Source organism: Streptomyces sp. NBC_00503 (assembly GCF_036346895.1).
In the GTDB taxonomy this organism is placed as follows: Bacteria; Actinomycetota; Actinomycetes; order Streptomycetales; family Streptomycetaceae; genus Streptomyces.
On the sequence record NZ_CP107855.1, the window covers coordinates 945,063 to 965,248 of the forward strand.

At 73.7% G+C, this 20,186-nt stretch carries 18 protein-coding genes and 1 pseudogene; 6 read left to right on the top strand and 13 right to left on the bottom strand.

Features of this window, described 5'->3' with window-relative positions; genetic code table 11:
• Positions 1-11: 11 nt before the first annotated feature.
• Positions 12-2,036, top strand: coding sequence for a serine hydrolase (locus tag OG490_RS04435; protein ID WP_330294965.1), 2,025 nt, complete (start codon positions 12-14; stop codon positions 2,034-2,036).
• A gap of 196 nt (positions 2,037-2,232) precedes the next feature.
• Here OG490_RS04435 and OG490_RS04440 read toward each other — a convergent pair whose 3' ends face one another.
• Entirely contained in the window at positions 2,233-2,505 is a 273-nt protein-coding gene (locus OG490_RS04440; RefSeq protein WP_330294966.1) for a hypothetical protein, read from the bottom strand.
• 142 nt (positions 2,506-2,647) lie between these two features.
• On the opposite strand from OG490_RS04440, the gene OG490_RS04445 reads away from it, so the two are divergent.
• Positions 2,648-3,091 carry a nitroreductase family deazaflavin-dependent oxidoreductase gene (locus OG490_RS04445; protein WP_330294967.1) on the top strand — a complete coding sequence of 148 codons (444 nt, stop codon included), beginning with the start codon at positions 2,648-2,650 and terminating at the stop codon, positions 3,089-3,091.
• 32 nt (positions 3,092-3,123) lie between these two features.
• Here the strand turns inward: OG490_RS04445 and OG490_RS04450 are convergent.
• The 3 genes and pseudogenes from OG490_RS04450 to OG490_RS04460 form a co-directional block, all read right to left on the bottom strand.
• Positions 3,124-4,724, bottom strand: a pseudogene (locus tag OG490_RS04450) (phytoene desaturase family protein).
• Positions 4,721-6,988 (bottom strand): serine/threonine-protein kinase, encoded by a 2,268-nt coding sequence (locus tag OG490_RS04455; RefSeq protein WP_330294968.1) that lies wholly within the window; start codon positions 6,986-6,988, stop codon positions 4,721-4,723. The pseudogene OG490_RS04450 and the gene OG490_RS04455 overlap by 4 nt, the downstream one beginning before the upstream one ends.
• Before the next feature lie 27 nt (positions 6,989-7,015).
• Positions 7,016-7,909: an oxygenase MpaB family protein gene (locus OG490_RS04460; RefSeq protein WP_330294969.1), complete on the bottom strand. Its 894-nt coding sequence runs from the start codon at positions 7,907-7,909 to the stop codon at positions 7,016-7,018.
• Positions 7,910-8,069: 160 nt separating this feature from the next.
• Between OG490_RS04460 and OG490_RS04465 the strand changes: the two genes are divergently transcribed.
• Positions 8,070-8,852, top strand: coding sequence for an SDR family NAD(P)-dependent oxidoreductase (locus tag OG490_RS04465; RefSeq protein ID WP_330294970.1), 783 nt, complete (start codon positions 8,070-8,072; stop codon positions 8,850-8,852).
• A gap of 65 nt (positions 8,853-8,917) precedes the next feature.
• Here OG490_RS04465 and OG490_RS04470 read toward each other — a convergent pair whose 3' ends face one another.
• From OG490_RS04470 to OG490_RS04485, 4 genes are all read right to left on the bottom strand, one after another.
• A complete protein-coding gene (locus OG490_RS04470; protein WP_330294971.1) occupies positions 8,918-10,108 on the bottom strand; it encodes an acyl-CoA dehydrogenase family protein in 1,191 nt (396 codons plus the stop codon).
• A gap of 149 nt (positions 10,109-10,257) precedes the next feature.
• The gene (locus OG490_RS04475; protein WP_330294972.1) at positions 10,258-10,779 is read right to left on the bottom strand and encodes a hypothetical protein; all 522 of its coding nucleotides are present in this window, start codon (positions 10,777-10,779) and stop codon (positions 10,258-10,260) included.
• Positions 10,780-10,804: 25 nt separating this feature from the next.
• Positions 10,805-11,641 (bottom strand): class II fructose-bisphosphate aldolase, encoded by an 837-nt coding sequence (locus tag OG490_RS04480; RefSeq protein WP_330294973.1) that lies wholly within the window; start codon positions 11,639-11,641, stop codon positions 10,805-10,807.
• Complete coding sequence (locus OG490_RS04485) at positions 11,638-12,540, bottom strand: SIS domain-containing protein (RefSeq protein WP_330294974.1); 903 nt, start codon at positions 12,538-12,540, stop codon at positions 11,638-11,640. The genes OG490_RS04480 and OG490_RS04485 overlap by 4 nt, the downstream gene beginning before the upstream one ends.
• 183 nt (positions 12,541-12,723) lie before the next feature.
• Between OG490_RS04485 and OG490_RS04490 the strand changes: the two genes are divergently transcribed.
• Positions 12,724-13,503, top strand: a complete 780-nt coding sequence (locus tag OG490_RS04490) for a DeoR/GlpR family DNA-binding transcription regulator (RefSeq protein ID WP_330294975.1) — start codon at positions 12,724-12,726, stop codon at positions 13,501-13,503.
• A gap of 54 nt (positions 13,504-13,557) precedes the next feature.
• Positions 13,558-14,325: an MBL fold metallo-hydrolase gene (locus tag OG490_RS04495; RefSeq protein ID WP_330294976.1), complete on the top strand. Its 768-nt coding sequence runs from the start codon at positions 13,558-13,560 to the stop codon at positions 14,323-14,325.
• A 40-nt stretch (positions 14,326-14,365) separates the two neighbouring features.
• Here OG490_RS04495 and OG490_RS04500 read toward each other — a convergent pair whose 3' ends face one another.
• From OG490_RS04500 to tdh, 3 genes are all read right to left on the bottom strand, one after another.
• Positions 14,366-15,280: a LysR family transcriptional regulator gene (locus OG490_RS04500; RefSeq protein WP_330294977.1), complete on the bottom strand. Its 915-nt coding sequence runs from the start codon at positions 15,278-15,280 to the stop codon at positions 14,366-14,368.
• A gap of 191 nt (positions 15,281-15,471) precedes the next feature.
• Entirely contained in the window at positions 15,472-16,674 is a 1,203-nt protein-coding gene (locus tag OG490_RS04505) for a glycine C-acetyltransferase (RefSeq protein WP_330294978.1), read from the bottom strand.
• Between the two features lie 130 nt (positions 16,675-16,804).
• Positions 16,805-17,836 carry an L-threonine 3-dehydrogenase gene (gene tdh, locus OG490_RS04510; RefSeq protein ID WP_330294979.1) on the bottom strand — a complete coding sequence of 344 codons (1,032 nt, stop codon included), beginning with the start codon at positions 17,834-17,836 and terminating at the stop codon, positions 16,805-16,807.
• 212 nt (positions 17,837-18,048) lie between these two features.
• Between tdh and OG490_RS04515 the strand changes: the two genes are divergently transcribed.
• The gene (locus OG490_RS04515) at positions 18,049-18,960 is read left to right on the top strand and encodes an alpha/beta hydrolase (RefSeq protein WP_330294980.1); all 912 of its coding nucleotides are present in this window, start codon (positions 18,049-18,051) and stop codon (positions 18,958-18,960) included.
• Positions 18,961-18,985: 25 nt separating this feature from the next.
• Here the strand turns inward: OG490_RS04515 and OG490_RS04520 are convergent, their stop codons facing one another.
• Both OG490_RS04520 and OG490_RS04525 read right to left on the bottom strand, forming a co-directional pair.
• On the bottom strand, positions 18,986-19,711 hold the full coding sequence (locus tag OG490_RS04520; RefSeq protein ID WP_330294981.1) for a class I SAM-dependent methyltransferase: 726 nt from the start codon (positions 19,709-19,711) through the stop codon (positions 18,986-18,988).
• 79 nt (positions 19,712-19,790) lie between these two features.
• The gene (locus OG490_RS04525) at positions 19,791-20,138 is read right to left on the bottom strand and encodes a helix-turn-helix domain-containing protein (RefSeq protein ID WP_330294982.1); all 348 of its coding nucleotides are present in this window, start codon (positions 20,136-20,138) and stop codon (positions 19,791-19,793) included.
• Positions 20,139-20,186 lie beyond the last annotated feature (48 nt).

The window sequence follows — 20,186 nt, forward strand, 5'->3', positions numbered from 1 at the left end:
GAGGACCGGTCATGGAGGCACGAACGGCAACCGGGAACGACGGTGAGACGAAGGACGCCGACGGCCACGGTGGCGCGGGCGCGGGCGACGCGCGGGGCGGCGTGGGCATCGGTCTGGGCTGCGCGCAACGCAGCGCGGGCGGTGGTCCGGGCGACGCAGGTGCCGGGCCGGGTGACGTGGGGGGCCTGCGTGGAAGCGTCGGTAGTGAGCAGGGCGGCGACGAGAGCGCGCCGAGTTCCGGGAGCGGTGGCGGGCTCACGCGGCGGCGGCTCGGCGCACGGCTGCTCGCGCTCGGGGGTGTGCTCGTGCTCCAGGCCGCGCTGCCCGGATCCGCGGGGGCCGCCGGGGGCGCCGCCGGGCCCGCGGCGCGGCGCGCCATGCAAGGACTGCGGCTGCGCTACGGATCCGCCCGCCAGGCCGGGCTGTTGGAGAAGCACCTCGAAGGTGCGGTTGACGAGGCGCGGAGGTTCCTCGGCCCCTCACCCGAACACCCTTACTACGCGGGGGCCGTGGTCCTCGCCGGCCGCGGCCGGACCGTGGCCCTGCACCGGGCGGTGGGCGACGCCGTCCGGTACTGCGACTACGACGGGCGCACCGACCGGGTACGGGAGTTCCCGGCCGCCGAGCGCATCGCGATGGCCGAGGACACGGTCTTCGACCTGGCCTCGCTGTCGAAGCTGTTCACCTCGCTGCTGGCGGTGCAGCAGATGGAGCGCGGGCGCCTCGAGCTGGAGGCGCCGGTCAACCGGTACCTGCCCGAGTTCACGGGCGGGGGCAAGGAGTCGATCACCGTCCGCCAGCTGCTCACGCACACCTCTGGGCTGCGGTCCTGGGCCCCCTTCTACAAGGAGTCCACCCGGGCGGGGCAGTTGAGGCTGCTGTGGTCGGTGGCACCGCAGGAGACCCCCGGGACGGTCTACCGCTACTCGGACCTGAACCTGATCACCCTCCAGCTGCTCTTGGAACGGATCACCGGTCACACTTTGGATCTCCTGCTCCACGACGAGATCACTGCTCCACTCGGTATGCACCGCACTCGTTACAACCCGCCGGCCTCCTGGCGCCGGGTCACCGCCGCCACCGAGGTGCAGCGCCCGCCCTGGTCCGGGCTCGACCGCGGGCTGGTCTGGGGGGAGGTCCACGACGAGAACGCGTACGCGCTGGGCGGCGTCGCGGGCCACGCCGGCGTCTTCGGCACCGCCTGGGACCTCGCCGTCCTCGCCCGCACGCTCCTCGACGGCGGGAGCTACGCCGGCAAGCGCATCCTGCGCCCCGCCTCCGTCGAGCTGCTCTTCACCGACTACAACACGGCCTTCCCCGGGGACGACCACGGACTCGGCTTCGAGCTCTACCAGCACTGGTACATGGGAGCCATGGCCACCCCGCACTCCGCCGGGCACACCGGTTTCACCGGCACCTCCCTCGTCCTCGACCCCTCCACCGACTCCTTCCTGATCCTGCTCGGCAACTCCGTCCACCCCGTGCGCACCTGGCGCGCCGGCAGCGCCCCCCGCGTCGCCGTCGGCAACCGCTTCGCCCGCGCCGTCCCCGTCCGCACGAAGCACGGCGGCCCGGCCTGGTACTCCGGCATGGAGACCGGCGCCTCCGGCACCCTGACCCTCCCTCCCCTCACCCCGGCCACCGGATCCGCCCGACTGCGCTGCGCGCTGTGGTGGGACACCGTGCCCGGCACGGGATCCCTGCACGTGGAGGCCTCCGCCGACGGGCGGACCTGGGAGCCGCTCCCCTTCACCACCGTCCGCACCACCGGCGGAGCCACCGAGGAATGGCCGGACGGCGCCCTCACCGGCTGGTCGGGCCGCATCTGGCACCGGCTCGAAGCCCCCCTCGCGGCCTGGGCCGGCCGCGAGGTCCGCCTCCGTTTCCGCCACACCGCCCAGGGCCGCTACGTCGGCCGCGGGATCTACGTGGACGTCCTGCGCGTATCGGAGCCCGCCCACCTCCTGTTCGCCGAAGACCGCCCCGACGACGCGTCCCGCATCGAGGCGACGGGCTGGACCCGCTCGGCGGACTAGTGCTGTGGCCGGAAAGGTTTGCCGGGTCGCGGCGTCCGGTGCGGTGCATCGCAAGGCGGAGGACCGCGGCTCGTACTGGACGTACCGCCTCGGTCCGACAACGCGGCGAGGTGCCGTGCCGGGCGCCGCGACCCGGTGAACCTTTCCGGTCACAGCACTAGCCCCGCGGGACGGCCGGGCGGCCGGGCCCCGGCGCTCAGCGCAGTACGGCGCGTTCGTCGACTCGACGGGTGGGCGCGGTGGTCCGGAAGGTCGGGGCGGGGACCGGGCCGTGGGCGATGTCGAAGGTGTCGAGCCGGTAGGTCCACAGGTCCCCGTGGGCGCTGGGGAACCGGTAGTTGATCCGCCAGCTGACCCACTCGCCACGGGCGATCCGCACGGCCGGCGGCCGCCGCCACCGGCTCGGCTGCCCGTGCGGGATCACCGCGGGCAGCACCCGCAGCAGCCCCTCCGCCTCATCCAGCCGCACCCCGACTCCCCGCCCGCCGCGCCGGCCACCCAAAGGCCATGGCGTGGCGCCACCCGGTCGGCGGAATACACCCGTGCCCCCGGCGGTTCATGCTCGTTGTTGAGGTTTGTTGACTTTTCAACACGAAGGCAGGCAGAGCCGTATGAGCGCCATCGACTGGGACAACCCCATCGACCCCAAGCCGGGCTGGACCCTCGATCACGTCAAGCTGTACGTCGGTTCGGGCGGGACCGAGGGGCAGTTCTGGAACAACACCCAGACCCTGCTCCTCACCACCGTCGGCCGCAAGTCGGGCAAGCCCGTGCGCACCCCCCTCATCTACGGCGAGGACGGGGGCCGTTACCTCATCGTCGCGTCCAAGGGCGGCGACCCCGCGGACCCGCTCTGGTACCGGAACCTCAGCGAGCACCCCGAGGTCCGCGTCCAGGTCGGCCCCAAGGTCGTCCAGGGCATCGCGCGCACCGCGACCTCCGAGGAGCGTGCCGCGTTCTGGCCGCTGATGGTCAAGCACTGGCCCTCGTACGACGAGTACCAGACCAAGACGAGCCGGGAGATCCCGATCGTCGTGATCGACCCCGTCGCCTGACCCGGGGGACCGCCCCCCCGGGCCGGGGCCCCTCAGTGCCCCAGTACCGCCATCGCCGCGTTGTGCCCGGGGACCCCGCTGACGCCGCCGCCGCGCACCGCCCCCGCACCGCACAGCAGTACGTTGCGGTGGGCGGTTTCCACTCCCCAGCGGCCGCCCGCGCCGTCTGCGCCGCCCGTGCCGTCCTGGTCCGCGTAGGGCCAGGACAGGTCCCGGTGGAAGATGTGGCCGCGGGGCAGGCGCAGTTCGCGTTCCAGGTCGAGCGGGGTCTTGGCCTCGATGCAGGGACGGCCGTCGGTGTCGAAGGCCAGGCAGTCGGTGATCGGTTCGGCCAGGTGGGCGTCGAGCTGGGCGAGGGTGGCGGTGAGCAGGACCTCCCTCGCCCCCCGGTTGTCGTGGTCGAACAGGCGCGCCGGGGTGTGGAGTCCGAAGAGCGTGAGGGTCTGGTAGCCCTGCTCCACCAGCTCCGGCCCCAGGATCGTCGGATCCGTCAGCGAGTGGCAGTAGATCTCCGAGGGCGGTACGGAGGGCAGTTCGCCGGTCGCGGCCTCCGCGTAGGCCCGCGCGCGAGCTGCTCGTACCCCTCCGCGATGTGGAAGGTCCCGCCGAAGGCCTCGCGCGGCTCCACGGAGGTGTCGCGCAGCCGGGGCAGCCGCCGCAGCAGCATGTTGACCTTGAGCTGGGCGCCCTCGGCGGCCGGGGTTTCGGGCTCCTCGCCCAGCAGGGCGGCCAGGGTCTGCGGCGAGGCGTTGACGAGCACCACCCGCGCGGCCACCCGGCCCTCCCCCGTCTGCGTCCGGAAGGCCACCTCGGCCGGAGCGGTCGTGCCGTCCGTGTCGATGCGCACCACCTCGTGCCCGGTGGCGATCTCCGCCCCGGCCGCCCGTGCGGCTCCCGCCAGGGCGTCGGTGAGCGCCCCCATGCCGCCGACGGGAACGTCCCAGTCCCCCGTGCCGCCGCCGATGACGTGGTAGAGGAAACAGCGGTTCTGCGCGAGCGAGGGGTCGTGGGCATCGGCGAAGGTGCCGATCAGGGCGTCCGTGAGGACGACCCCGCGCACCAGGTCGTCGGTGAACTCCCGCTCCACCGCCCGCCCGATCGGTTCCTCGAACAGCATCCGCCAGGCCGCCTCGTCGTCGACGCGGGCCCGGAGCTCCGCCCGGGTGGGCAGCGGCTCGGTCAGCGTCGGGAAGACGCGTGCCGCGACCCGCCCGGTGGTCCCGTAGAAGGCGCGCCAGCTCTCGTACTCCCGGTCGGAGCCGGTCAGCCGGGCGAAGGACTCCCTGGTGCGCGCCTCGCCGCCGCCGACGAGCAGCCCGCCGGGGCGGCCGGAGCGCTCGAAGGGGGTGTACGAGGAGACCGAGCGCCCCCGTACGGCGAACTCCAGGCCCAGCTCGCGCACGATCTTCGCCGGGAGCAGCGAGACGAGGTACGAGTACCGGGAAAGGCGGGCGTCGATGCCCGCGAACGGCCGGGTGGACACCGCTGCCCCGCCGGCGTGGCCGAGGCGCTCCATGACCAGCACCGAGCGGCCGGCCCGGGCCAGGTAGGCCGCGGCGACCAGGCCGTTGTGGCCGCCGCCCACGATCACCGCGTCGTAGACATCCGTACCGAAGCCCCGCGAGGTCGTCATGGCTCTTGGTAACACACCTGACCCAGCCGCTCCAGACAGTGCGCTTCGTCGGCGTGGGCGGCGACCGTGTCGGGGTGGTCGTCGCCGAGGGATCGTTCGCGAATGCCGGAAAGTTCCCGGTAGACGGGCAGCGCCTCGTCCCAGCGGCCCAGCCGTCCCAGTCCCACGGCGAGTTCCCGGCGGCTGACCAGCGTGTCGGGGTGTTCGGGGCCGAGCGCCTTCGCCCGTGCCGCGGCCACCTCCCGGGCCTCGGCCACGGCCTCCTCCCAGCGCTCCAGGCGCCCCAGGTTGACCCCCAGGACGTGCCGGGCGCGCAGGGTTTCGGGGTCGACGGCCCCGTAGGCGCGGGTGCGGTCGGCGACCAGGGCCCGGAACAGCTCCAGGGCCTCGGCCGAGCGGCCGGTACGGCCCAGCGCGATGCCCGCCTCGTACCGCGCGGCCAGCGTGTCGGGGTGGTCGCGGCCCAGCACCCGCTCCCGTACGGCGGCCACGTGCCGGAAGCCCTCCAGGGCCTCTTCCCAGCGCTCCAGGCGGCCGAGGGCGTACGCCACCTCGTATCGGGTCAGCAGGGTGTCCGCGTGCTCCGCGCCCAGGGCGGCCGCCCGGTCCGCGGCGACCTGGGCGGCGGTGGTGTGGGCCTCGGCGTAGCGGCCGAGGGCCCCGAGCGCGCAGGCCAGGTTGTGCCGGCAGCGCAGGGTGTCGGGGTGGTGCGGTCCCACGGTCCGCTCGCGGGCGGCCAGCACTGCGCGGTAGCCCTCGTAGGCCTCCTGGTGGCGGCCGAGCAGGCCCGTCTCGTACGCCGCCTCCTGCCGCGCGGCGAGGGTGTCGGGGTGGTCCGGGCCGAGGACCCGGGCCCTGCCGTCGGCCACGGCCGCGTACACGGCGAGGGCCTCGTGCGTGCGGCCGGCCCGGCTGAGGGCGAAGGCCCGGGTGTGGCCGGCGGCGAGCGCGGCGGTGCCGGTGGGGTCGGCGCCGGGGCCGCGCGGGAGCCCGTAGGCGGCGGTGAGCCGTGGGTCCTCGGCAGGGCGCGGCCGGACGACGGACAGGGCGGGGGCAGGGGCGGGGGCGGTGCCGGGACCCGTGGCGGGCACGGGGTCGCCGTCCGGACGGACGGCGGCGGACGCCACGTCCGGAAGCCCGGCGGCGGACCCGGGCAGGGACCCGGCGGCGAATTCGGCCGAGGCTCCGGTGGACCCGGTGTCGGACCCCGCCAAAGGCGCCCCGGCAGACCCGGCGGGCCGGTCCGCGCCCGAGCGCGCGGCCGTCCAGGAGCCGGTCAGGACGGCCCACTCCCCGCTCGCGGGGCGGGCCTCGATGCCGGCCTTGCGCCCGGCGGTCATCCCGCCGGCCCATCCGGGCAGCGCGGCCCCCGCGCCGGACGGCCCGCCCGGGAGCGCGCCGGAGCCGAGCCGGGCCTCGACGAGGAGCCGGTGGAGCCGACGGGCGTCGTCCGGCCGGTCCTCGGGCCGCTTGGCCAGCAGGTCGAGCACCAGCCGCTCGAAGTAGCCGGGCAGTTCGGGGCGGTGCTCGCGCGGCGGTACGGGCGCGGTGTCGCGGTGGCCCACCAGCACGGACCAGGAGTCGCCAAGGTCGAACGGCGGCGCCCCGGTGGCGATCTCGTAGAGGACGCAGCCGAGGGAGTAGAGGTCGCTGCGGTGGTCGACCTCGCCGCCCGCGATCTGCTCGGGCGACATGTAGTGCGGGGTCCCCATGGCCATGCCGCCGCCGGTCAGCTTCGCGGTGAAGCCGATGTCGGCGGCGAGGCGGGCGATGCCGAAGTCGCAGATCTTCACCGTGCCGTCGGTGAGCCGCATGATGTTGGCGGGCTTCAGGTCGCGGTGGACCACGCCCTGGTCGTGGGTGTAGCCGAGGGCGGCCGCCATCTGCTCGGCGATGTCGACGACCACGTCCACGGGGAGCGGGCGCGCCTCGTTGTCCTCCAGGAGCTGGCTGAGGTTGCGGCCTTCGAGCAGCTCCATGACGAGGTAGAGGGGGCCTCCGGAGGCGCTGTCGTCGCCGAAGTCGTGGACGACGGTGACGCCCCGGTGCTGGAGGGACGCGGCGACGCGCGCCTCACGGCGGAAGCGCTCGCGCAGCACCTGGGTGAAGTGGGCGTCCTGCTCGGGCCCTATGGGCTTGAGGCATTTGACGGCCACGTGCCGCCCCAGCGACTCGTCTCGGGCCCGCCACACCTCGCCCATGCCGCCGCGGCCGATCAGGTCGAGGGACCGGTACCGGCCTTGGATCAGTCTGGACTCCGCCATGTCTTGAAGTCGCCCCCGTGTGTCGTGCTATGCCCTCCCCGGCCGGTCCAGTATGGCCGCCGCCGTACGAAGTGTGTACGGGGAGGGGCGGCTCCCGGGGCCCATGCGGCGCATCGCTTTCAAGATGTGACCTGGAGGCAGCTGCCAGCGCAGACCTGCGGGAATGCTGCGCAACAGGCTACCGGTGAGGCGCAGGCGCCTGGTGACGCTGCGCGGGGCCGGTGCGGGGCGGCCGTACAGCTGGTGCGCGTAGGCGGGGAGGGATCCGTAGGCCAGGGCGGCGAGCGGGCGCCACACCAGATTTCGGCCAGGGACCAGGAGCGGGTGGATCGGCGGGCTCCGCAGGAACTCGTCGACGGCGCGGGCGTCGGGCCCGGCGGCGAGCTCGGGGCGGACCCGCTCGAAGTAGGCGGCGAGGGCGGCCGTGTCCCCCGGGACCGCGGACGGGTCGAGCCCGACGAGGCGGGCGTTGACGCGGTTCTCGGCCACGTAGCGGTCCGCCTGGCCGGGGCCGAGGGGGAGGCCGGAGCGGCGGATGATGTGCAGGAAGCTGTCGATCTGGGCGCAGTGGACCCACAGGAGCAGCTCGGGGTCGTCGACGGGGAAGCGCTCCCCGGTGACGGGGTCGGTCGCGGACAGCGTGCGGTGGATCTTCCGGACGCGGGCCCCGGCCTGCTCGGCGGCCTCGGTGGTGCCGTAGGTGAGGGTGCCGACGAAGTCGGCGGTACGGAGCAGCCGGCCCCAGGCGTCCCGCCGGAAGTCGGAGTTCTCCATCACCCCGCGGACGGCGCGCGGATGCAGGGCCTGGAGGTAGAGGGCGCGGACCCCGGCGATCCACATCATCGGGTCGCCGTGGCACTGCCAGGTGACGGACCCGGGTCCGTAGAGCCCCGGGTCGGGGCCGCCGTCCGCTGCACTCATGATCGCTCCCGCTCCCCCTGCGCCGGACTCTGCCCGTGCCCGGCTCCTACCCTGCTCCTGCCCGGGATTCCGGCGTTCCACCCCACCGGGGCCGGTGCGCCCGACTAACATGCGCCGTCGGCGGACCGCACCCGCTCCCCCTCGGACGAGGAGCACGGGTATGCGTACGGGTATCGACATGGGTACGGAAACGGGTACGGGTTCGGGACAGCTCGACGGCAAGGTCGCCGTCGTCACGGGCGGCTCGGCGGGCATCGGCCTGGCGACCGCGCACCGGTTCGTCCGGGAGGGCGCCCGGGTCTTCATCACCGGCAGGCGGGAAGCCGAACTGGCCGCGGCGGTCGCGGAGCTGGGCGGGAGCCCCGCAGCCGTCGGCGTGCGCGGGGACGTCTCCCGGGTCGCGGACCTGGAGCGGCTCTACGCGGCGGTCGCGGACGCGGGCTGCGAGGCGATCGACGTGCTGGTCGTCAACGCGGGCGGCGGACCGGCCGGCGGGTTCGCCGATTTCACCGAGGAGCAGTTCGACGCCACCTCGGACCTGAACTTCCGGGGCGCTTTCTTCACCGTCCAGCGCGCCCTGCCCCTGCTGCGCGACGGCGCTTCGGTGATCCTGCTGGGCTCGGCGGCCGGTTCCTCGGCGTCCACGCGGTACGGGGTGTACGCCGCCGCCAAGGCGGCCGTACGGTCGCTCGCGCGCAGCCTCGCGCTGGAGCTGGCGGGGCGCTCGATCCGGGTCAACACCCTCAGCCCGGGGCCGATCGACACCCCCGCCCTGGCCCAGGCACCGGCCACCGTACGCGAGCGGGCCACCGCCGGGGTTCCGCTCGGCCGGGCCGGACGCCCCGAGGAGGTGGCCGCGGCGGCCCTCTTCCTGGCCTCGGGGGAGAGCAGCTTCATCACGGGCATCGAACTCTTCGTGGACGGCGGGGCCGGGCAGGTCTGAGGCGCCGGTCCCGCCCCCGCGCACTACTGGGCCGTCTCTTTCGGATCGGTCCCCGTCACACGAGGTCAGCGGCGGACCCGCGGCATGCCGAGGCCGATCCACGAGATGATCTCGCGCTGGATCTCGTTGTTGCCGCCACCGAAGGTGAAGATGACCGCGCTGCGGTAGCCGCGCTCCAGTTCGCCGTGCAGGACCGCGCCCGCGGAGCCGTCCTTGAGGGAGCCGGCCGCGCCGACGACCTCCATCAGCCAGGCGTACGCGTCCCTGCGCGCTTCGGAGCCGTAGACCTTGACGGCGGAGGCGTCCTGCGGGGTGAGGGTGCCGTCCTGGACGGCGTTGACCATCTGCCAGTTCAGCAGCTTCATCGCGTCGAGGCGGGCGTGGGTGCGGGCCAGGCGGCCGCGGACCCAGGAGAGGTCGATGACGCGGCGGCCGTCGGCGAGCTTGGTGTCGGCGGCCCAGCGCTGTACGTCGTGCAGGGCACGGATCGCCATGGTGCCGTGGGCGGCGAGGGTGACGCGCTCGTGGTTGAGCTGGTTGGTGATCAGCCGCCAGCCCTTGTTCTCGTCGCCGACGCGGCGGCCGGCGGGGACGCGGATGTCCTCGTAGTAGCTGGCGGTGGTGTCGTGCGAGGCGAGGGTGTTGATGAGGGTGCAGGAGTATCCGGGGTCGCTGGTCGGGACGAGGAGCATGGTGATGCCCTTGTGGGCGGGGGCGTCGGGGTCGGTGCGGACGGCGAGCCAGACCCAGTCGGCGGTGTCGCCGTTGGTGGTCCAGATCTTCTGTCCGTTGACCACGTAGGTGCCGGTCTCCTCGTCGCCCTCGCGGACGGCCTTGCACTTGAGGGCGGCGAGGTCGGTGCCCGCGTCGGGCTCGCTGTAGCCGATGGCGAAGTCGATCTCCCCGGCCAGGATCTTGGGGAGGAAGTACGCCTTCTGCTCGTCGGTGCCGAACTGCATGATGGTCGGACCGACGGTGTTGAGCGCCATCAGCGGGAGCGGTACGACGGCCTGCGCGGCCTCGTCGAAGAAGATGAACTGGTCCATCGGCGACATGCCGCGGCCGCCGTACTCCTTCGGCCAGCCGACCCCGAGCCAGCCGTCGGCCCCGAGCCGGCGGATGGTCTCGCGGTAGAAGCGCTTCTGCGCGGCCGGGTCCTCGTACCGGGCGTAGACGTCCTCGGGGACCAGCTCGGCGAAGTAGGCGCGCAGCTCGGTGCGCAACTGCTGCTGCTCAGGCGTGTATTCGAGGTGCACGGCCCCTCCGGGTCTCTCGTGGCTGGTCGTCGCGCGGGCGTCCATCGCCGATGCGGGGGCAGACTAGAACCTGTTGCAAGAATCCGGAAGGGTCAGCGGTCGGCGGGCTCAGCGGGCCATCGCCCCGGTTCCCGTGAGCCCGGGGCGGGTCAGGTGTAGAGGAAGGTGTAGTCGAAGTACACGAGGTCGCGTATCCCGTCGAAACAGAACGAGCCCGAAGGGATCACGCCCAGCCCCTCCGCGAGTGCCGCCTTGTTGTACGTCTCGCTGCTCTGCCAGCCGGCGCCGCTGGGCACGAACGGCTTCAGCTCGGCGGGCAGCGTGGACAGGGTGGTGACCTCGAACTTGTGGGCCGGGTCGCGCAGGATGCGCTTCGCGGTGCCCGACTCGAGGTGGGCGAGGCCGACCAGGCGGACCCGGGAGTCCGGACTCGGTACGGTCCGGGCGGCGCCCGGCTCGTCTGCGTCGTAGCCCAGCCAGTGCGCGTCGGACACGTCGCCCAGCGCGGTCCAGAAGCGCCGGTTGAGCGGTTCCAGGTCGGTGCGGACCTTCATGCCGGCCGCCTTCTCGGGCCACAGCACGTAGGTGAGCCCGGCTCCGCCGAGGAGCAGCGGGGCCCCCAGTCCCAGGAGAAGCCCCCGTCTGCTGGTGTGGCCCCGCTGTGCGCCCATCAAGTCCCCCCGTTGCCCGATCCCGTCAGTTCAGGGCGCTGATCATAGCCACCGTGGCTGATTTCATAGCCGTCCGTGCGGCGGTCAAATACGGGCGCGGGTCCGCCGGGGTCAGGTGTGTGCGGATCGCTTCGGTCATCGCCACGTTGAGCGCGGTTCCGATGTTGACCTTGCGGATGCCTCCGGCGACGGCCGCCGCGAGCTCCCCGTCCGGCAGGCCCGAGGATCCGTGCAGCACCAGGGGCACGTCCACCGTCTTGGCGAGCCGGGCGAGCAGTGCGTGGTCCAGGGCCGCGGTCCGGCTGGTCATGGCGTGGCTGCTGCCGATCGCCACGGCCAGCGCGTCCACTCCGGAGTCCGCGACGAATCGGCGCGCCTCGTCGGGGTCGGTACGGGCGCCGGGTGCGTGCGGGTCCAGCGGCGCGGCCCCGTTCTTTCCGCCGACCTCGCCCAACTCGGCTTCGATCCACAGCCCGTTGGCGTGTGCCCAGTCGGCGGCGGAGCGGGTTGCCTCCAGGTTCTCGGCGTAGGAGAGGTGCGCGGCGTCGTACATGACCGAGCTGAATCCGGCGTCCACGGCCTGGCGCAGCAGGTCGGAGCTCTTGACGTGGTCCAGGTGCAGGCCGACCGGAACCCCGGCGGCCTCGGCCACGGCCACCGCCGCACGGGAGATGGGCAGCAGCTGCCCGCCCCTGAACTTGACGGCGTTCTCGCTGAGTTGGATGATCACGGGCACTTCGGCCGCTTCGGCGCCCGCGACGACGGCTTCGGCGTGCTCGAGCGTGATGATGTTGAAGGCGGCCACGGCCCGGCCCTTGGCGGCCGCTTCGCGGACGAGCGCTCCGGCGGAGACGAGGCTCATCGGACGGCCTCCTCGCCCGTGGTCAGGATCACCGAGCGGGTCAGGTTGCGCGGTGCGTCCGGGTCCAGCCCCCGGTGCGCCGCGACGGCGACGGCCAGGCGGTGTACGCGGACCAGCTCGGCCAGCGGGTCGAGGTGTCCGGCCACCCACTGGGCCCCGGTCCCCCGGACCTGTTCGGCGAGCCCCTCGGGCGCCTCGCCGATCGACCAGGTGGCGGTGCCGGGCGCGGAGACGCTGATGGGCCCGTGCCGGTACTCCATGGCCGGGTAGGACTCGGCCCAGGCCAGGGCCGCTTCGCGCATCTTCAGCGCGGCTTCGTTGGCGAGTCCTACGCTCCAGCCGCGCCCGAGGAAGGTGAACTGCCCGCGGGTCTCCAGCTCGGCCGGGAGCGGGGCGGTGAGCGCGGCGCGCGCGTCGGCGACCACGGACGGGGTGTGCAGTCCGACGTGGGCGCGCAGCAGGGTGAGGGCGGTGGTGGCGAAGCGGGTCTGGACCACGGACTGCTCGTCCGCGAAGTCCAGTACGACGAGCTCGTCCGCCAGGGTGATCACGGGGGTGGAAGGATCCCCGATGACGGCGGTGGTGGGTACGCCCGCGTCCCGCAGGCCGGCCAGCAGGTCGAGGACCTCGGTGGTGGTCCCGGACCTGGTCAGCGCGATGACCCGGTCGTAGCGGCGGTGGTGGGGGAACTCCGAGGCGGGGAAGGCGTCGGTTTCGCCCTGCCCGGCCTCCTCGCGCAACACGGCGGCGGCCTGGGCCATGTAGTACGAGGTCCCGCATCCGACGATCGCGGTACGCTCCCCCGGCCGCGGCAGCACCGACCGCCGCTCCGGGGCCAGTTCGGCGGCCCGCTCCCAGCATGCGGGCTGCGTGCCCAACTCGTACGCGACGTGGCTCATGGCGGCTCCCTAGCGCGGTGCGTGCACCCCTGAATGCGTGTTCTTGCAAGATAGTGGGCACTTTCACGCAACTTCAAGCATCTCGGGGATGATCTCCTGCGTTAATGTCGATACGCAGGCCTGCACGTAGGCCAAGAGGGACCATCGAAGCGAACAGTGAAGCGAAGACCGAAGGGGCGGCCGATGACCCGCAAGGAACGCTGGCAGACACTGCTGGACCTGCTGGTGGAGCGGGGCGAGCTGGAAGTGGAACCCGCCGCGGAGGCCCTCGGCGTGTCCGCCGCCACCATCCGCCGCGACCTCGACCAGCTCGCCGAACAGCAGCTGCTGGTCCGCACGCGCGGCGGAGCGGTCCTGCACGGGGTCTCGTACGAACTCCCCCTGCGCTACCGCACCTCGCGCCGGGCCGCCGAGAAGGGCCGCATCAGCGAGACGGTCGCCGCGCTGATCGTGCGGGGCGAGGTGATCGGCCTGACCGGCGGCACCACGACCACCGAGGTGGCGCGGGCCCTGGCCGCCCGCCCCGACCTCGCCACCGGCTCCCCCGCCCTCACCGTGGTCACCAACGCCCTCAACATCGCGGGCGAACTGGTCATCAGACCGCAGTTCAAGATCGTGCTCACGGGCGGCGTGGCCCGGCCCCAGTCCTACGAGCTCACCGGCCCCCTCGCCATGGAAGTGCTCGGGCAGCTCTCCGTGGACACCGCCGTGGTCGGCGTGGACGCCTTCGACCCGGCCGACGGGGCCGCCACCCGCCACGAGGACGAGGCGGCCATGAACCGGCTGCTCTGCGAGCGGGCCCGGCGGGTGGTGATCGCCGCCGACTCCAGCAAGCTGGGCGTCCGCGCCTTCGCCCGCATCGTCGCCACCGACGCCGTGGACATCCTGGTGACGGACACCGGACTCTCCCCGGCGGTCGCCGAGGCCTTCGAGGCGGCGGGCGTGGAGGTCATCCGGGCCTGAGTCCCCGAGGGGCGGCCCCAAGTGCTGTACCGGCTACAGCCCTAGACTCCCGTAATGACCGACGATCTTCTGCGCCTCACCGTCCTGGGCAGCGCCACGCCCTATCCGAGCGCGGACAATCCCTGCTCCGGCTACCTGGTCTCCCACGGCGGAACCCGGGTGTGGATGGACGCCGGGAGCGGGACGCTCGGGCCGCTGCAACAGCACGTCGCACTGGGCGAGCTGGACGCCGTCTGGATCTCGCACCTGCACGCCGACCACGCCGCCGAACTGCTCACCGCGTACTACGGCCTGCTCTACGCGGACATCCGGCTCAAGGCGCCGATCCCGCTGTTCGGACCGCCGGGGACCGCTGACCGGCTGGCCGGGTTCCTCACGAACGGTCCCGTGCGCAGCCCCGTCGAATCCGCCTTCGCCGTTGAGGAGCTCTACGACGGGCACCGGGTCCGGGTCGGCTCGCTCACGCTCTCCAGCCGGGCCGTGGACCACGGGATGCCCGCATTCGCCGTGCGCGTGGAGGGGGGCGGGCGGTCCTTGGTGTACTCCGGGGACACCGCTCCCTGCCCCGGGCTCACCGGCCTCGCCGAGGGGTGCGACGTACTGCTCTGCGAGGCGGAGAGTACGCGACCGCCCGCGGACGGCGAAGCGGTGCACCACACTCCCGAGGAGGCCGGTGACACCGCGCGGGCCGCCCGTGCGGGGCGGCTGATCGTCACGCACGTGGGCCGCGGGCTCGATCCGCGGGACGCGGTGGCCCGCGCCGCGACCCGGTTCGACGGTCCGGTCGAGCACGCCTCGCCGGGCGCCGTGTTCCGGGTCTAGGACGCCTCTCCGGATCCTGCCGGGCCCGACCCCGCGGGGTTCAGTGCTCCGGGAGCCGGCCCGCCTCGCGGACCAGGGCCGCCAGGACCGGGGCGATCAGCGGGTGCGCCTCGGCCCCGCGCCGGGTGGCGGCGAAGACCCGGCGGGTCGCCGCCGGGCCGGCCACCGGGCGGACCTGGACCTCCTTGAGGTCCATCCCGCGCAGCGCCGAGCGCGGTACGAGAGCGACCCCGGCTCCCGCGCCGACCAGCGCGACCACGGCTCTGAAGTCATCGGAGGAGTGCACCAACCGGGGCTGGAACCCGGCGAGTTCGCAGGCCAGCTGCATCACGTCGTGGCAGGGGTTGCCGGGGTACTGGCCCACCCAGTCCGAGTCGGAGAGGTCGGCCAGCGACACCTCGGGCAGATCGCCGAGCGGGTGCCCGGCGGGGAGGACCGCGTCGAAGGGCTCCGCGTAGAGCGGGAGCACCGAGAGCCGGCCGTCGCCCGCACCGGGCGCACCCCGGTACTCCACGGCCAGCGCGAGGTCCGCCTCGCCGTCGAGCAGCAGCGGCAGGCTCTGGTCGCCCTCCGCGTCGCGTACGCGCAGCCGGATCCCGGGGTGGTCCACGGCGAGCCGGGCGATGGCCGGGGCCAGCACCTCGGCGATGCCGGTGGCGAAGGCGGCCACGGTGACCTCGCCCGCCGAGCCGCCCGCGTAGGCGGCGAGTTCGGCCTCGGCCCGCTCCAGCTGCGCCAGCACCTCGTGGGCGTGCCCGAGCAGGATCTCCCCGGCGGCAGTGAGCCGTACGCCCCGCCCGCTGCGGGTCAGCAGCGAGTGCCCGGTCTCCTGCTCCAGCGCCGCGAGCTGCTGGGAGACGGCGGAGGGGGTGAGGTACAGGGCTGCGGCCGCGGCGGTCACCGTACGGTGGTCCGCCACGGCCCGCAGGATGCGCAGCCTCCGGGGGTCGATCACGCTGCCATTCTCGCAGCTCGCGGGGCCCGTGCGGGCCGCACCCGAAGCCCAGGGGCGGCGCTCCGCCCGAGGCCCCTGGCGCTCCGCCCCAGACCCCGCGCCTCAAACGCCGGCGGGGCTGAATTTCCCAGACCGCCGGCGGTCACGTGCCGGATGTCCCGGACCGCCGGCGGTCACCTGCCGGCCAGGGCTCAGGACTCGGCGCCCGCCAGCGCCGACCGCGCGTCGATGAACGCGGCCACCGCGCGCTCCACGTCCGCCGTGGAGTGGGCGGCCGAGAGCTGGACGCGGATGCGGGCCGCGCCCATCGGGACCACGGGGTAGGAGAAGCCGATCACGTAGACCCCGCGCTCCAGCAGCAGCTCCGCCATCTTCGCCGCCTTCGCCGCATCGCCGATCATCACCGGGGCGATGGCGTGGTCGCCGGGCAGGATCTCGAAGCCCGCCTCGGTCATCTTCGTGCGGAAGAGCTTGGTGTTGGCGGCGAGCTGGTCGCGCAGGTCGCCGGCGGACTCCAGCAGGTCGAGGACCTTGAGGGAGGCGGCCGCGATGACCGGGGCGAGGGAGTTCGAGAAGAGGTACGGGCGCGAGCGCTGGCGCAGCAGCTCGACGATCTCGGTGCGCGCGGCGACGTAGCCGCCCGAGGCCCCGCCCAGCGCCTTGCCCAGGGTGCCGGTGATGATGTCGACGCGGTCCATGACCCCGTGCAGTTCCGGGGTGCCGCGGCCGCCGGGGCCGACGAAGCCGACGGCGTGCGAGTCGTCGACCATGACCATGGCGTCGTAGCGGTCGGCCAGGTCGCAGATCTCGGCGAGCGGGGCGACGTAGCCGTCCATGGAGAACACGCCGTCCGTCACGATCAGACGGCGGCGGGCGTCCTGCGACTCCTTGAGCCGGGTCTCCAGCTCGGCCAGGTCGCGGTTGGCGTACCGCAGTCGGCGGGCCTTCGACAGGCGGATGCCGTCGATGATCGAGGCGTGGTTGAGGGCGTCGGAGATGACCGCGTCCTCGGGACCGAGGAGGGTCTCGAAGACTCCGCCGTTGGCGTCGAAGCAGGAGGAGTAGAGGATCGTGTCCTCCTGGCCGAGGAAGGCGGAGAGCCGCGCCTCCAGCTCCTTGTGCACCTCCTGCGTACCGCAGATGAAGCGCACAGAGGCCATGCCGTAGCCCCAGCGGTCGAGGGCTTCCTTGGCGGCCGTGACGACCTCGGGGTGGTCGGCGAGGCCGAGGTAGTTGTTGGCGCAGAAGTTGAGGACCTCACCGGACGCGCCGCCCGAGGTCACGGCGACGGCGGCGTTCTGCGGGGTGCCGATGACGCGCTCGGGCTTGTGCAGCCCGGCGGCGCGGATCTCGTCGAGGGTGGCGCGGAAGTCCTCGCGGACGGTCTCGAACATGTGCGGTGCTCTCTTTTCTCCTGGTGCGGCCTGGTGCGGCGGAGGGGAGGAGGGAGGGGGCCGGGCCCCGCGGAGGGGGGAGGGTGGGCGGGGCCCGGCCGGAGGGAGGTGGCTTGCTGAGGCTGGGCGGTTACGCCGTCCAGTCCAGGATGATCTTCCCGCTGCGCGCGGTCGCGGCCTCGTCGAACGCGGCCTCGAAGTCCCCGTACGCGTAGCGGCCGGTGATGACGGGGCTGAGGTCGAGCCCGCCCTCCAGCAGCACGGTCATCGCGTACCAGGTCTCGAACATCTCTCGGCCGTAGATGCCCTTGATCGTGATCATCGAGGTGACGACCTTGGCCCAGTCGACCGCGAACTCCTGCGCCGGCAGGCCCAGCATCGCGATCTTGCCGCCGTGCGTCATGTTGTCGATCATGTCGCGCATCGCCTCGCCGCGGCCGGACATCTCCAGGCCGACGTCGAAGCCCTCGCGCAGCCCCAGCTGCGCCTGCGCGTCCGCGATCGTCGATTCGCGCACGTCCAGCGCGAGCGTGGCGCCCGCCTTGCGGGCGATCTCGAGGCGCTCCGGGCTGACGTCGGTGATGACGACGTTGCGCGCACCCGCGTGCCGGGCCACGGCCGCCGCCATGATCCCGATCGGGCCCGCGCCGGTGATCAGTACGTCCTCGCCGACCAGCGGGAAGGAGAGCGCGGTGTGCACGGCGTTGCCGAAGGGGTCGAAGATCGCCGCGACGTCGAGGTCGACCTTGGCCCGGTGCACCCACACGTTCTGCGCGGGCAGGACCACGTACTCGGCGAAGGCGCCGTCGCGACCGACCCCGAGGCCGATCGTGCTGCGGCACAGGTGGCGTCGCCCGGCCAGGCAGTTGCGGCACTTTCCGCACACCAGGTGGCCCTCGCCGCTGACCAGGGCGCCGACCTCGATGTCCTCGTGGACGTCCGCGCCGAGCGCCGCGACCTCGCCGACGAACTCGTGACCGAGTACGAGCGGGGTCTTGACGGCGCCCTGCGCCCAGCCGTCCCAGGAGCGGATGTGCAGGTCCGTCCCGCAGATGCCGGTGCGCAGCACCTTGATCAGCACGTCGCCAGGGCCGTACTCGGGCTCGGGAACGTCCATGAGCCACAGCCCGGGCTCGGCCTTGTGCTTGACGAGTGCCTTCATGGGGGTGGCTCCAGGCATGCGGAAGGAAGCGCTACGGGGCGTGCGGGCCCGGCGGCGTTCGGACGGTCACCAATCTGCCGACCTGGGGGTGATCAGTCCATCGAGGATTTCTTAAGCGGGTCCACAGGGCAGCTTCACGCCTATGCTCCTCAGGTGTCGGGCAGGGGACGGACCGGTGAGCGGTCCGGGCCGGGAATGGGGAGGTGAGGGGCGTGCCGAGTCTGCGCAGCAGAGCGCTTTCGGTCGCGCTGATCGCGGCGGGGCGGCGAAGACGGTTCGGGAGTGCCGAGGCGGTCCGGACCCGGGTGGCCGAATCGGCCCGCCGGCCGGCGTCCCATCTGCCGCCGCATTCGCTGGGCCGGGTCGCGGAGGTCTCGCGGACCTTCGTCGGAGCCTGGCCGGTGTACGACGTCTCCCCGCTCGGGGCCGAACCGGCCGCCCAGGTGCTGTACGTGCACGGCGGCGGTTACGTGCGCGAGTTGATGCGCCCGCACTGGTCCCTGATCCGGACCCTGGTGACGCAGGCCCGCGCCCGGGTCGTCGTACCGGCGTACATCCTGGCCCCGCGCGGCACCGCCGACCGGACCGTCCCGGTCGCCGCCGACCTGCTCAGCGGACTGATCGCGAGCGGCGGGGCGGGCGGCACCGTACTCGTCGGGGACTCGGCCGGCGCCGGGCTGGCCCTGGCGGCGGCCCAGCGGCTGCGCGACCGCACCGGGGCGCAGCCGTCCCGGATCGTGCTGATCTCGCCCTGGCTGGACCTGTCCATGAGCCATCCCGACCAGGCGGCCATCGAGCCGGACGACCCGATGCTGGCCCGTCCTGGGCTCCTGGAGGCCGGGCGGCTGTACGCGGGCAACCTGGCCGCCGACGACCCCCGGGTGAGCCCGCTGCACGGATCGTTCGCGGGACTGGCCCCGCTGACGGTGTTCACGGGCACCCGGGACCTCCTGACGACCGACAGCCGCGAACTGCTGCGGCGGGCCCGGGCGGACGGCGCCGAGGTGGAGTTCCATGAGGAGCCGGGGCTGCCGCACGTGTACCCGCTGCTGCCGCTCCCGGAGGGCCGGGCGGCGCGCGACCGGATCGTGGAGCTGATCCGCGCGACGGCGTCGGAGACCTGACCCCCGGGCCGGCCCCCGGGCGGGGTCAGGCCACGCAGTTCATGAGGGAGCCGACGGGGGCGGAGCGGTAGCGGGACCAGTAGGTCTCGTCGCGGGTCGCGCACGCCGGGGGCGTCCTCGTCGGCTGCCAGGAGACGGTCGCGAAGCCGGCGTCGGCGGCGGCCTCGGCGAAGTCGGCGTGCGCCCACTCCCGGCATTCGAAGGGCACCGGCGGATCGGTCTCCAGCCGGGCCCGGAGCAGCGGCGCGTCCCCGCCCGGAGCCCGCTCGACGACGCTGATCCCGTACGGCGACCAGTCCGCGTACGGGAAGGCGCCCGGGTTCGGCACGATGGCCAGGAGCCGCCCGCCGGGACGCAGGGCCGCCCGGACGGCCCGGAACAGGGCGTGCAGGGCCGTCCTGTCGTGGGCCTGGTTGAACAGGTAGACGGCGGTGGCCAGGTCGAACGGCCCCAGCTCCGCCATCCCGGCCGCCAGCTCCGACGTCCCGGCCGCGTCGTCGAGGAGGACGTACTCGACGGGGGCCCCGTTCTCCCGGGCCCGCCGGATCCGTTCGGGGCAGCTGTCGACGCCGACGGTGCGGCGGGCACCCCCGCTCGCCAGCATCCGGGTGGTCCCTCCGTGTCCGCAGGCCAGGTCGATCGTGTCCAGACCGCGCACCCCGCCGAGGGCGTCGAGCGCGGTGCGCAGGGTGAAGGCGTCGGCCAGCGAGAAGGCCACCGGGGGCGTTGACGTGTCGTACTGCTGTCGCATGCCCGCAAGCCTGCCCGGGCTGCGGTGCCGCAGATCGCTCCCCGGGCCGGACCTCCCCCGGACGGGGGAGGCGTTCGGGTCAGTCGGCGCGGCGCACGGGGCGTACGGGGCGTGTAGGGCTCACGCGACCTGTGGACCCGGGGCCTTCGGAGCGCGCGGGGTCCGCGGAGCGTACGGGGCTCAGCGCGATCAGGACCGGCCGCGGCGACGCGGAGGCGGTGGGGCAGGTGGTGCAGGAGCGCGAGGCGAAGGAGCAGCCCGAGCAGTCCGGGGCGCCGATCTCCTCGCGCCGCAGCCGGCCCTTGCGGACCCAGTACGCGGCCAGGTCGGCCGCCTCGCTCCTGCCGATGCCGAGCCGGTCGGCGACCTGCGCGAGCCCCTCTCCGGGGGCGGCCTCCTCGAAGGCCCGCAGCAGCCTGCGCAGCATGCCGGGCCCCCCGGCCGCACGGGGCGCGGGGTCCGCGGGCAGCCCACC